This window comes from Massilia sp. UYP34, assembly GCF_056279385.1.
On record NZ_JBWBRF010000015.1, the window covers coordinates 1 to 12,204 of the forward strand.

The following is a 12,204-nucleotide window of genomic DNA, read 5'->3' on the forward strand; positions in this document are numbered from 1 at the left end:
TTGAAAATCACGCTACTGAGCGATGCTGGAGCGCGGACTCACGTTTCGCCTGGCTCTGCTCACGCCGAGAGCGGGTTATTCGAGGTGGCCTTAAGGACAAACTCATGATTATTGAGTTACCAGGATTCGACTTTGAAAAGCCTCGCCAAGATGCAGTGGCAATCGAGCCATTGCTCGATAAAGTTCGACAGTTTCTTGAACCAAAAAGAGTCGATAAAAATGAATACATTATAGGTAGCCAAATCGCGCCCGGACTTGGCGAACTAGTTATTAAAAAAGTAAATGATTTTTGGTTGATTTATACTACCGAACGCGGAACGAATTTTGATGTGGCGATATTTTCAAATGAGTTTCATGCAGTCAACTACTTTGTTTTCCAACTTACAGGTGAGAAAGAGACAATCGATTGGTCGACTATATGAAGGCCCGCTGACCTAATTGCTTTCGCACATCGATGCACTGCAACACCTATGACTAAAACCGAAACCGTCGCATCGAAGCTTCGCTTTGCCCTTCAACAAATAGACTCATTGCCTCCCAACTCGGGAGTTACTCCAGAACAATTACATTTTATTCGAGAGACTCTAACCGTTTACTTGGAACAGGTTGAAAAAAATCTTGAATTCATTCCGCCTTCCGATTTAATTCTTGCATCAAGGCTAGTTATAGAATATTGGCCCATTTCACTTCTTGCCGGTGAAGCGGTTATAGCCGCAGAACAAGCAATGAGAAAGCTCGCAGGAAAATAAACAGATACGCTCTTTGCGCCTGCAAAAATCAGCAGGACAGTCTCTCAAAGTTGCCCATAGGGAAATTCATGATTATTTAGTCACCAAGGATCGACTTTAAAAGCCTACCCCAAATGCAATGGCAATCGAGCCGTTGTTCGATAAGTTCGACAGTTCGACGAACGCGGCAACCTCGTACAGCGCGCCCAGGACGGCATTCGGTCCGAATATGCGTGCGATGCATTCAACCGGATGACCCGCGCCACGACCTAGCATGGCGTTACCACCTTTGCCTACGATCCGCTGGGGCGGCGCATCACCAAGCGCAGCGGGGCGATGGATGGCACTGCCTTCCGCGAGACGACCCGGACCATGTACGGCTGGATGACGACACGCTGGTTGGAAAGCCGCGTGCGCCGGGGCTACGCGGCGGGCGAACGGACCATGCACTATGTATATGAGCGCGACAGCTTCGTGCCGCTGGTGCAGGCTACCCGGAGCCGGGCGCTTCGACTGATGCCTACGGAACCCAGTTAATCTAATTGATCCGCTTGGGCTTTCTTGTAAACTGCCGAGCCTGGCAAAACGGCCTCTTGCGCTTCCTGCTCCGACAGTATCAAATCCTTGGATGCCGAATACTCCTATGGAATCGGCTCCTGCTCCAGAAGGCGGATTAGAGGTTCAAATGGCGATGGCGCCTGGGCAAACTCTACCAGGTGGATGGGCGACACAAGACCACATCCCCAATGTGGCCTATGTACGAAAAAATTTAGCTGTGACACCACAATTCAAACCTGAAGTGTCGCATGTACAAAAATTTCACATTCTTGAAGGAGTGCAGCTCAAGCATGGAATGGTTGGGCCTCAGACGCATGACTGCGCAATTTATCCCGGTGGAGGCAGCCAAGTACAGATTCTGAATGACGCGGACCGTGCCAAACTCGTCCCCGTTGGAGCACCAAGACCATTGAATAACAGAGACAGGCAATGACTAAATTACAGAACTTCAGACATATCGAAATGGACCCGAACTACGACAGAATACAGAACCCGAAGCGATTAACAGTGAGGGAACTACTGCCAGTTGGGGCATCATGGGAACACAATGGAAAAAATATGAAGTGTTGAAACCATGGAGAGTTCTCGCAGTCCGCTAAACGATTTCCGAAGTATTGCCATTGTGGAGGGGCCATTCGAAACGCGACAAAAAAAACATGCTTACGTCATGAATGTGGACGGAAGCGTTCGCTTTGAAATAAACAAGCCAAGAAAATTAACTACTTCGTCATTTTCCGATGTTTATTATGTTTCCGGCGAGCTTTGCTTCTTCTTATCGGGATCATCAGGTGATTTTCGATTATCAATAAATGAAATTGACGGCACGATTTCCAAAATCAATCCGAGCCGATAATCGTGTCGTCAGTTAGATCTCCAAGCGGTAATACAACGGGCTCTGAAGGTGTGAGCGAGATATGCGAGCGGTACAGTTAGGAGATCTGAAATGAAAAGCGGGCGAAAGCTAAATCGGCAATGTGACCTGCCTCACAATTTGCTTGTGTCCGTCGACACAAGGAAGCGTTGATATTCCTAATGGTCCTGCGTTGCAGAGTAATGCGCCAGGAGCTTTGGCAGCAAGAAAGCAGGTGCAAAGTGGGGCTACTTTGTATAGGGCTGGAACAATGGAAAAAAGACAAGCTGCTGAGGCTCAGTTCTGGTCACTTGAGCATCCAGACAGCCCAAATTATGCGCAACACTATGGAATTCCGCAAGAGAACATCGCAAACGCGAACTTTGTAGAAACTGGTGTTCTTAAACCGGGCACGCCCTTTGTGACGAGGGCTGCCACTGTTTCTAGTAATCCAAGAGGGGAAATTGAGGTCGTCACTCCTGCTAACGGAGTTTGTCTAAAAAGTTTTTTTACGAGATAGCCAAAATGAATTCATATGACCACTACTCTCAGGCAAGAGAATTAGCCGAATTACTTGCACGTGATGGAACTGCCGCTCTTTCAGAAGAAGTGCTTGATGCAATGGTTATTGGTTCAACAGGAACAGAAATCTTTATGTTATTGCGAGTGGCAGTAAAGAAATCTTTAGCTCAACCTAACCTATCCAGTGATGCAATACAGCTTGCACAAGCACTTCTAACGCACCTAGAAAAATCACTGCAATGAGGAAATAGCGAAATAAACGTTGGATTTTTCGAGCAGCCATCGGAGGCAATCAGTGGGCGACATCCAGGCAATCGCGGCCGGCGCCGCGCTGTCGGCGCTCAGCGGACAATCGCAGCACAAGCGGCTCATGCGGCTGGAGTTCCCCCCCCCATGATGGGCCGCCTGCGATCCCGCTCCCGGACAAGCTGGTCGCCCATGAGGAAGTCTCGCGCGGCTTCCGCTTCGTGCTCGATGTGCTGTCGGACGACCCACGCATCCCGCTGAAAGCTCGCCGGAAAATAAACAGATAGGCTCTTTGGACCTGCGAAAAACCGGGAAAAGGTGACTCCCGCAGGAACTGATTCATTTTTTAAAGTATGAGTTCCGCCACTCAGCTGGCCGTGCCAGTTCATCGTCGGATCAAGCCAGATAAGCAGCGAACCGCGTGTGTTGAGTGCTTCATTGTAAGTCTTTCAGTCAGTCGTGCGCTACTTCTGTAGCTGGTTTCATCCGTTCAGACTACAAGACCGACGCGCTCTACGCTGGCCGAGCCTGATTTGCGCAACAAAGCCGTTCCGAAATGAAAAAAGCCACCTTGCGGTGGCTGTTTTCATGATACTTGGCGGAGAGGGTGGGATTCGAACCCACGGTACGGTCACCCGTACGCCTGATTTCGAGTCAGGTACATTCGACCACTCTGCCACCTCTCCGGCTTTGGTCGATCCTTGCAGTGGCCTGCAAGAGACCGCCATTATAGACGCATTCGAGAAAAATGGAAGAGGGAAATGTGCGTGCAAGCACGATTCCCCTGTTCCACCTTTCAGGCCGCCGGCGCCAGGCGCTCCAGCCCGCCCATGTACGGACGCAGCACTTCCGGAATGACGACGCTGCCGTCGGCCTGCTGGTAGTTCTCCAGCACTGCCACCAGGGTGCGGCCCACGGCCAGGCCCGAGCCGTTGAGCGTATGCACCAGTTCCGGCTTGCCGGCCGCATTGCGGAAGCGCGCCTGCATGCGGCGCGCCTGGAAGGCTTCACAGTTCGACAGCGACGAGATCTCGCGGTAGGTGTTCTGCGCCGGCAGCCATACCTCGAGGTCGTAGGTCTTGGCGGCGGAAAAGCCCATGTCGCCGGTGCACAGCTGCATCACGCGGTATGGCAGGCCGAGCGAGGTCAGGATGAATTCGGCCTGGCCGACCATCTCTTCGAGCGCCGCGTACGACTGCTCCGGATGCACCACCTGGACTAGCTCGACCTTGTCGAACTGGTGCTGGCGGATCATGCCGCGGGTGTCGCGGCCATAGCTGCCGGCTTCGGAACGGAAGCACGGGGTATGCGCGGTCATCTTGATCGGCAGTTCGTCCAGCGCCACGATCTCGTCGCGCACCACGTTGGTCAGCGAGACTTCGGAGGTCGGGATCAGGTAGAAGTTCTCGCCCTCGCCTTCCGCGCCGCCCTTCTTCACCGAGAACAGATCGGCCTCGAACTTCGGCAGCTGGCCGGTGCCGCGCAGCGACTCGGCGTTGACCATGTACGGGGTGTAGCATTCCAGATAGCCGTGCTGGCCGGTGTGGGTGTCGAGCATGAACTGCGCGAGCGCGCGGTGCAGGCGCGCCATGCCGCCCTTCATCATCGAGAAGCGCGAGCCCGTGACCTTGGTCGCGGTCTCGAAGTCCAGGCCCAGGCGCTCGCCGATGTCGACGTGGTCGCGCACCTCGAAATCGAACGCTGCCGGCGTGCCGACCTTGCGCACTTCGACGTTGGCGCTTTCGTCCTTGCCTTCCGGCGTGCTCTCGTGCGGCAGGTTGGGCAGTGCGGCGATGAAGCTCGCGAGCCTGGCCTGGACCTCGGCCAGCGCCACTTCGTTGGCCTTGAGCTCGTCGCCCAGTCCGGCGACTTCAGCCATCACGGCCGTCGTGTCTTCGCCTTTGCCCTTCAGCATGCCGATCTGCTTCGACAGCGAATTGCGCTTGCCCTGCAGTTCTTCGGTGCGCGTCTGGATCGCCTTGCGTTCGGCCTCCAGCGCATTGAAACTGGCCACATCGAGCTGGTACTTGCGGGTCGCCAGGCGGGCGGCGACGGTATCGATGTCTTTGCGGAGAAGTTGGATGTCAATCATGTCTGGGTGGACTGGGCTGTGTATCGAAAGCACAATTGTACCAAGCCGACCGACATTCTTTGCGAGATTCGGCAACCACATTGCCGGGGCCTCGCCAGGGCGCCCCTGAAACCGGCTTGCGCCGGTCTCAGCGGACTGCCAGGCGCGGCGCGCTGACGATCACGGTCTGGATGCTGGCCATGTCGATCGCCGGGACGGTCGACGCGGCGATCTCGACCGGACGCTCGTCGGCGGTGACGAAACTGCCAATCAGGCCCAGGGCGGCGACGGCGAGGAACAGGGCTTCGAAGTTTTTACGGATGTTCATGATCGCTCCTTCAGGGGGTGGGTTGATTCGCGAATTGCTGTGCGATGGTGGTACTTTAGCCACCCACCCCGGGAGTCGCCATCGACTTGCGACGAAGCGCATGAAACGCGGCGCAGAATGCAGCAATGCGGGACCAAGCGCGCAATGCCGGCGCATTGCGCGCCGTTGAAGGAAGTAGGGTTGGCGGCTTGGCCGCCGACGCGGTGATTGTTATCGGCTCTGCTCGCGCGCCGGATGATCTCGCAGCAAACTCGTATCGGCTCCGCTCGCGTGCCGCATGATTTCGCAGCAAACCATCACCGCGTCGGCGACAAGCCGGCTGCGCGCCCCGGCCAACCCTACGCCCTGTCGCCGTTCGCGCGCGCCTCGTCATCCAGGCTGCGCAGCCAGGCGAGCTTCTCGGCGATCTTGGATTCGATCCCGCGCGGCACCGGCTGGTACCAGCCGGGTTCTGGCATCCCATCCGGCAGATAGGTTTCGCCGGCCGCATACGCGTTCGGCTCGTCATGCGCATAGCGGTATTCGTGGCCGTAGCCCAGCTCTTTCATGAGCTTGGTCGGCGCATTGCGCAGGTGGACCGGCACTTCGCGCGACTTGTCCTTGCGCACGAAGGCCATCGCCGCATTGAAGGCGTTGTAGCCGGCATTGCTCTTGGACGCGACCGCCAGGTAGATCACGGCCTGGCCCAGCGCCAGCTCGCCTTCGGGCGAGCCGAGCCGCTCATAGGTCGCGGCGGCGTCGTTGGCCAGCTGGATCGCGCGCGGGTCGGCGATGCCGATGTCTTCCCACGCCATGCGCACGATGCGGCGCGACAGGTACTTGGCGTCGGCGCCGCCATCGAGCATCCGGCACAGCCAGTACAGGGCGGCATCGGGGTGCGAGCCGCGCACCGATTTGTGCAGGGCCGAGATCTGGTCGTAGAAATTGTCGCCGCCCTTGTCGAAGCGGCGCGCATTGAGCGTCAGCGCGTTCTCGACGAACTCCGCGGTGATGCGGTTGGTGCCGGCGGTGTTGGCCGAGGTGCTGGTCTGCTCGAGCAGGTTCAGGAAGCGGCGCGCGTCGCCGTCGGCATAGCCGACCAGGGTATCGACCGCCAGCTCGTCGAACTCCAGGTGCTGCAGGGCCTCCTTGCGGGCACGCGCCAGGAGCTGGCGCAGCTCGGCGTCGGTCAATGCCTTGAGCACATAGACCTGCGAGCGCGACAGCAGCGCCGAATTGACTTCGAACGAGGGATTCTCGGTGGTGGCGCCGATCAGGGTCACCAGGCCGCTTTCCACGAACGGCAGCAGGGCGTCCTGCTGCGATTTATTGAAGCGGTGGATCTCGTCGATGAACAGGATCGTGTGCTTGCCGCGGGCCAGGTACTGCTCGGCCTGCTCGATCGACGCGCGGATGTCCTTGACACCCGATAACACCGCCGACAGCGCAATGAACTCGCAGTCGAAGGCGTACGCGGTCAGGCGCGCCAGGGTGGTCTTGCCCACGCCCGGCGGGCCCCACAGGATCATCGAATGCGGCTTGCCGGATTTGAAGACCAGGTTGAGCGGCTTGCCGGGCCCCAGCAGGTGGCTCTGGCCAACCACCTCGTCGATGGTGCGCGGACGCAGGGCTTCGGCCAGCGGCGCGGCCGGCTCGGTCTTGAACAGGTCATCCGTGGACATGAATGCGGGAGAACGAATGGTTGTGCATGGGCGTAGTGTAGCCGATGCCCGCACGGCCCGTGCGTCGCACGCACACCCCGCCCGGCCGCGCGCCGATCCGCTGCGCCCAGTGATTACTGTTTGACGACGTCGGCGCCCTGCGGCACCTCGAACTTGAACTGCTGCGCGCCCAGTTGCGGATTGCGCTGGAAGTTGGTGAAGGTCAGGCGCGAGGTCTGGCCGAACGTGTCCTTCAATTCCATCGCCATCGGCACGCCGCCCTTCAGGCCGATGCTGATCTGCTCGAACGACGTGTCCTTGGCCTTCGGCGTGGCGTTCAGCCATTCCATGCCGTCACGCGCGCCGGCCTCGCTCAGCGTGAAGTTTTCTTCCAGCTTGTTGCTGCCGAACAGGATCGCGGCCGGCGAGCTGCCCAGCGCATTGCCCAGCTTGCGGGTGGTAACCTGGTTCAGGTCCTTGTCGTAGATGTACAGGGTTTCGCCATCCGCCTGCAGCACCTGCTCATAGGGCTTCTGGTAGGTCCAGATGAACTTGCCGGGGCGGGCGAACACGAAGCTGCCGCTCGAGGCCGGCGCGGCCTTGCCGCTCTTCGATTTGCCCAGTTGCTGCTGGGTGAATTCGCCCCTGGCCGACTGGGTCGAGGCGACGAAGGTCTTGAACTGGTCGAGCGCGGCGGCGCTCGCCATGCCCGGGACAGCGAAGGCGCTCGCGGCCACCAGCGCGGCCACAGTGAATTTGGTCATTGCTTGCATCCAGGGTTCCTTATTGTCATTCGGCGCTTGCAGTCGGCACCAGGATGTCGCGGTTGCCGTTCGACTGCATCGGCGACACCATGCCGTTCTGCTCCATTTGCTCGATCAGGCGGGCGGCCCGGTTGTAGCCGATGCGCAGGTGGCGCTGCACCAGCGAGATCGAGGCCTTGCGGTTCTTCAGCACGACCTGCACCGCCTGGTCGTACATGGCGTCGGATTCTCCGCCGCCCTCACCCGCCACCGCGCCGTCGGCGCCGCCTTCTTCCAGCGTGCCGCCTTCGAGGATGCCCTCAATATAATTGGGTTCGCCCTGCTCCTGCAGATGTTTTACAACTCGATGCACTTCGTCGTCGGACACGAAGGCGCCGTGCACGCGGACCGGCAGCCCGGTGCCGGGCGGCATGTAGAGCATGTCGCCCATGCCCAGCAGGGTCTCGGCGCCCATCTGGTCGAGAATCGTGCGCGAGTCGATCTTGGACGAGACCTGGAACGCGATGCGGGTCGGGATGTTGGCCTTGATCAGGCCGGTGATCACGTCGACCGACGGCCGCTGGGTCGCGAGAATCAGGTGGATCCCCGCCGCGCGCGCCTTCTGGGCGATACGGGCGATCAGCTCTTCCACCTTCTTGCCGACGACCATCATCAGGTCGGCCAGCTCGTCGATGATGATGACGATGGTCGGCAGTTTTTCCAGCGGCTCGGGCGCGTCCGGCGTGATCGAGAACGGGTTCGGGATGTGCTCCTCGCGCTTGGCGGCGTCGAGGATCTTGCTGTTGTAGCCGGCCAGGTTGCGCACGCCGAGCTTGCTCATGAGCTTGTAGCGGCGCTCCATCTCGTTGACCGCCCAGTTCAGCGCGTGGCCGGCCTGGCGCATATCGGTCACCACCGGCGCCAGCAGGTGCGGAATGCCTTCGTAGACCGACATCTCCAGCATCTTCGGGTCGATCAGGATCAGGCGCACGTCGGCCGGGTCGGATTTGTACAGCAACGACAGGATGGTGGCGTTGATGCCGACCGATTTACCCGAACCGGTGGTGCCCGCCACCAGCAGGTGCGGCATCTTGGCCAGGTCGGCCACCACCGGTTTGCCGGCGATGTCCTTGCCCAGGGCCACGGTCAGGCTCGATGCGCTGTCGCCATACACCTTGGAACCGACGATCTCGCTCAGGCGCACGATCTGGCGCTTGGGGTTCGGCAGCTCGAGCGCCATGTAGTTCTTGCCGGGGATGGTCTCGACCACCCGGATCGAGGTCAGCGACAGCGAACGCGCCAGGTCGCGCGCCAGGTTGACGATCTGGCTACCCTTGACGCCGGTGGCCGGCTCGATTTCGTAGCGGGTGACCACCGGGCCCGGATAGGCGGCCACGACCTTGGCTTCGACGCCGAAATCGGACAATTTCTTTTCGATCAGGCGGCTGGTGAATTCCAGCGTCTCGATCGCCACCGTTTCCTGGGCTGCCGGCGCGTCGTCCAGCAGGCCCAGCGGCGGCAGGCCGGACTCGCCGTTCAGGTCCTGGAACAGCGGCGACTGACGCTCCTTCTCGGCGCGCTCGGATTTCGGCACGCTGACCATCTGCGGCTCGATCTTGATGGTCGGCGCCACCGCCTGGGCCGACGCCAATGGCGCCGGAGCCGGGCTGGCCGCGGCTTTCGGCGCCGGCGGCGCGAACCCGGGCGACGGCTCGTCCTTGACGACCGCGATCGGCTGCTCCGCATGCTTTTCGGTGAACTTGGCGCGCTCGTTGACCACCACTTCGTCGCGCTTGACGGCGGCGGCCTCGCCATGGCGGCGGTCCTCGATGTCTTCCATGCGCAGTTGGAACCAGTCGATGGTGTTGTCGAACACGGCACCGATGCGCTCGGCGACATTCAGCCACGACACCTGGAAGAACAGCGAAAAGCCCAGGAAGAACAGCAGCAACAGCAGCAAGGTGGCGCCGGTCGAGCCGAAGGCGACGTGGCTCGCGTGGCCGATCAGCTGGCCCAGCACGCCGCCAGGGGCGCGCGGCAGCTCGACGTCCCACGACCACATGCGCAGGTATTCCAGGCCGACGCTGCCGGCGAACATCAGGGCGAAGCCGATCCAGCGCACGTACATCTCGCCGTGGTGCGGTTCCTCCACTTTCGTGCCGAGCTTGTCGGTGAGGCGGCGCCAGCCGCGCCAGACCTGGCGCAGGAAGATCACGCCCCACCACCAGGCCGAGAACCCGAAGATGAACAGCAGCAGGTCGGACAGCCAGGCGCCGGCGCTCCCGCCCAGGTTGGCGATGCGCGGCACCGCGTTGGCGTGCGACCAGCCGGGATCGAGCTTGCTGTAGCTGAGCAGGATCAGGACGAAATACAGGAAGGCGACGGCGCCGGCGATCCAGCGCGCCTCGGACAGCAGGCGCGCGAGGCGGCCCGGCAGCGGACGGCGGGCGGTGGCGCTGGCCTGGGTGCGGGTGTATCCGGAAGTGCTGGCTTGGCTATTCTTGCTCATTACAGGTACTGCGGAAGGATGTACTATCGACGATCCACCCATTCTAAGCGATATACGGTCGCGTTGCCCCGACGATTCATGCACATCTGCATGATCGACTATAATCGGCGCTCTTCGGACACCCTCTGGCTGACCCTGGTGGCCCTTGATTCCTGTCAGGCCGCCCCCAATTGCCGTGTGTCTATATAACAACCACGTGAAGCAAAGAGCGCCGCCATGACTACTACCAAACACGCCAAAGTCCTCATCCTCGGTTCCGGGCCAGCCGGCTACAGCGCCGCGGTGTACGCCGCGCGCGCCAACCTGAAGCCGATGCTGGTGACCGGCGTCGAACAGGGCGGCCAGCTGATGACCACCACCGACGTCGAGAACTGGCCGGGCGATCCGCTGGGCGTGCAGGGACCGGAACTGATGCAGCGCCTGCTGCAGCATGCCGAGCGCTTCAACACCGAGATCGTGTTCGACCACATCCACACGACCTACCTGAACGAAAAACCGATCCGCCTGGTGGGCGACAGCCACACCTTCACCTGCGACGCCCTGATCATCGCCACCGGCGCCTCGGCCCAGTACCTGGGCCTGCCGTCGGAACAGGCCTTCATGGGCCGCGGCGTGTCGGCCTGCGCCACCTGCGACGGCTTCTTCTACCGCAACCAGGAAGTCGCGGTCATCGGCGGCGGCAATACCGCGGTCGAGGAAGCCCTGTACCTGGCCGGCATCGCCTCGAAAGTCACCCTGATCCACCGCCGCGACAAGTTCCGCGCCGAGCCGATCCTGGTCGACCGCCTGATGCACAAGGTCGGCGAAGGCAAGATCGTGCTCGAACTGAACCAGACCCTGGACGAGGTCCTGGGCGATCAGAGCGGCGTCACCGCGCTGCGCCTGAAGTCGGCCATCGACGGCGCCACCAAGGAACTGAACGTGCACGGCCTGTTCGTGGCGATCGGCCACAAGCCGAACACCGGCATCTTCGAAGGCCAGCTCGAAATGCACAGCGGCGGCTACCTGGTCACCAAATCGGGGCTCGAAGGCATGGCGACCGCCACCAGCGTGCCGGGCGTGTTCGCCGCCGGCGACGTCCAGGACCACATCTATCGCCAGGCGATCACCAGCTCGGGCACCGGCTGCATGGCCGCGCTCGATGCCCAGCGCTACCTGGAAGCGCTGGAGGACGATCCGAAGTAATCAACGCAACAAAAGGGTAGCAGGCGATGGCGGGCATGAAGGATTTCGGCGAGCTCAAAGGCTTGCGCGACCGGCTCAAGGAAGAAGAGCGCGCGCGCGCCATCGAGCAGGCCGAACGCGAGAAGCGCGAACGCATCGCGCGCGAGCGGGCGGTGGAATTTCGCACGTCGATGCAGGGCGTGCACAAGCTGCCCGAATCGGACCGTTACGTGCACCGCCCGGTGTACGTGGCGCCGGGCGCGGCACGGGCGCGCGCGCAACTGAGCCCCGAGGAAGAAACCGCGGACGTGCTGCGCGCCTCGATGTCGGATGAACTGTCCGACCTGTTCGATGTCGAGGGCATGCTGGACGAAGATCCGTCCATGAGCTATGCCCGCGACGGCGTCGGCCCCGACGTCGTCAAGAAGCTGCGCAAGCGCCACTGGCCGATCCAGGACGAACTCGACCTGCACGGCCTGACCCGCGACGGCGCGCGCGACGCCCTCACCGATTTCCTGCACCGCGCCAACCGGCGCGGGGTGCGCTGCGTGCGCATCATCCATGGTGTCGGCTACGGCTCGCCCAAGGGCGAGCCGGTGCTGCGCAGCATCGTGCACAGCTGGCTGGTGCAGAAGAACGAAGTCATCGCCTTCTGCGCCGCCGGCCGGTCCGACGGCGGCCATGGCGCCCTGATCGCCCTGCTGCGCCCCGCCCTGCACGATTGATGTTGCGCCGGGCAGACACTGCCCGACATGTCGTGTGACAATGAGCCGTTTCACAGTTGCAATCCCTCCAAATCGCGTCCGACAACGGTAAAATGCCTCTACACCGGACGGCTCCGGCCC

10 protein-coding genes and 1 tRNA gene are annotated in these 12,204 nt (G+C 60.8%); 5 read left to right on the forward strand and 6 right to left on the reverse strand.

Annotated elements, in window-relative coordinates; genetic code table 11:
* The 3 genes from ACZ9AQ_RS18765 to ACZ9AQ_RS18775 all read left to right on the forward strand — a co-directional run.
* A partial coding sequence (locus tag ACZ9AQ_RS18765) for a hypothetical protein (protein ID WP_429206181.1) occupies positions 1-422 on the forward strand: 422 nt, incomplete at its 5' end.
* A 48-nt stretch (positions 423-470) separates the two neighbouring features.
* Entirely contained in the window at positions 471-749 is a 279-nt protein-coding gene (locus ACZ9AQ_RS18770) for a hypothetical protein (RefSeq protein ID WP_429206183.1), read from the forward strand.
* A 1,912-nt stretch (positions 750-2,661) separates the two neighbouring features.
* On the forward strand, positions 2,662-2,901 hold the full coding sequence (locus ACZ9AQ_RS18775) for a hypothetical protein (protein WP_429206185.1): 240 nt from the start codon (positions 2,662-2,664) through the stop codon (positions 2,899-2,901).
* Positions 2,902-3,500: 599 nt separating this feature from the next.
* Here ACZ9AQ_RS18775 and ACZ9AQ_RS18780 read toward each other — a convergent pair.
* The 6 genes from ACZ9AQ_RS18780 to ACZ9AQ_RS18805 form a co-directional block, all read right to left on the reverse strand.
* Positions 3,501-3,590 (reverse strand) — tRNA-Ser (locus ACZ9AQ_RS18780).
* Between the two features lie 110 nt (positions 3,591-3,700).
* Positions 3,701-4,996: a serine--tRNA ligase gene (gene serS, locus ACZ9AQ_RS18785; RefSeq protein WP_429206187.1), complete on the reverse strand. Its 1,296-nt coding sequence runs from the start codon at positions 4,994-4,996 to the stop codon at positions 3,701-3,703.
* Positions 4,997-5,123: 127 nt separating this feature from the next.
* Entirely contained in the window at positions 5,124-5,303 is a 180-nt protein-coding gene (locus ACZ9AQ_RS18790; protein ID WP_429206189.1) for a hypothetical protein, read from the reverse strand.
* Positions 5,304-5,641: 338 nt separating this feature from the next.
* Positions 5,642-6,964, reverse strand: a complete 1,323-nt coding sequence (locus ACZ9AQ_RS18795) for a replication-associated recombination protein A (protein ID WP_429206191.1) — start codon at positions 6,962-6,964, stop codon at positions 5,642-5,644.
* 113 nt (positions 6,965-7,077) lie between these two features.
* Entirely contained in the window at positions 7,078-7,716 is a 639-nt protein-coding gene (gene lolA, locus ACZ9AQ_RS18800; RefSeq protein ID WP_429206193.1) for an outer membrane lipoprotein chaperone LolA, read from the reverse strand.
* 16 nt (positions 7,717-7,732) lie between these two features.
* Positions 7,733-10,195: a DNA translocase FtsK gene (locus ACZ9AQ_RS18805; protein ID WP_429206195.1), complete on the reverse strand. Its 2,463-nt coding sequence runs from the start codon at positions 10,193-10,195 to the stop codon at positions 7,733-7,735.
* Between the two features lie 216 nt (positions 10,196-10,411).
* Between ACZ9AQ_RS18805 and trxB the strand changes: the two genes are divergently transcribed.
* Both trxB and ACZ9AQ_RS18815 read left to right on the forward strand, forming a co-directional pair.
* Complete coding sequence (trxB, locus tag ACZ9AQ_RS18810) at positions 10,412-11,380, forward strand: thioredoxin-disulfide reductase (protein WP_429206197.1); 969 nt, start codon at positions 10,412-10,414, stop codon at positions 11,378-11,380.
* Positions 11,381-11,406: 26 nt separating this feature from the next.
* The gene (locus ACZ9AQ_RS18815) at positions 11,407-12,084 is read left to right on the forward strand and encodes a Smr/MutS family protein (protein WP_429206199.1); all 678 of its coding nucleotides are present in this window, start codon (positions 11,407-11,409) and stop codon (positions 12,082-12,084) included.
* The last annotated feature ends 120 nt before the right edge of the window (positions 12,085-12,204 follow it).

What these genes read in the sequence shown, in the direction of transcription:
- serS (WP_429206187.1), bottom strand. Translation starts at nt 4,996, where the DNA reads ATGATTGACATCCAACTTCTCCGCAAAGACATCGATACCGTCGCCGCC.
- ACZ9AQ_RS18790 (WP_429206189.1), bottom strand. Translation starts at nt 5,303, where the DNA reads ATGAACATCCGTAAAAACTTCGAAGCCCTGTTCCTCGCCGTCGCCGCC.
- ACZ9AQ_RS18815 (WP_429206199.1), top strand. Translation starts at nt 11,407, where the DNA reads ATGGCGGGCATGAAGGATTTCGGCGAGCTCAAAGGCTTGCGCGACCGG.
- ACZ9AQ_RS18775 (WP_429206185.1), top strand. Translation starts at nt 2,662, where the DNA reads ATGAATTCATATGACCACTACTCTCAGGCAAGAGAATTAGCCGAATTA.
- ACZ9AQ_RS18805 (WP_429206195.1), bottom strand. Translation starts at nt 10,195, where the DNA reads ATGAGCAAGAATAGCCAAGCCAGCACTTCCGGATACACCCGCACCCAG.
- lolA (WP_429206193.1), bottom strand. Translation starts at nt 7,716, where the DNA reads ATGCAAGCAATGACCAAATTCACTGTGGCCGCGCTGGTGGCCGCGAGC.
- ACZ9AQ_RS18795 (WP_429206191.1), bottom strand. Translation starts at nt 6,964, where the DNA reads ATGTCCACGGATGACCTGTTCAAGACCGAGCCGGCCGCGCCGCTGGCC.
- ACZ9AQ_RS18770 (WP_429206183.1), top strand. Translation starts at nt 471, where the DNA reads ATGACTAAAACCGAAACCGTCGCATCGAAGCTTCGCTTTGCCCTTCAA.
- trxB (WP_429206197.1), top strand. Translation starts at nt 10,412, where the DNA reads ATGACTACTACCAAACACGCCAAAGTCCTCATCCTCGGTTCCGGGCCA.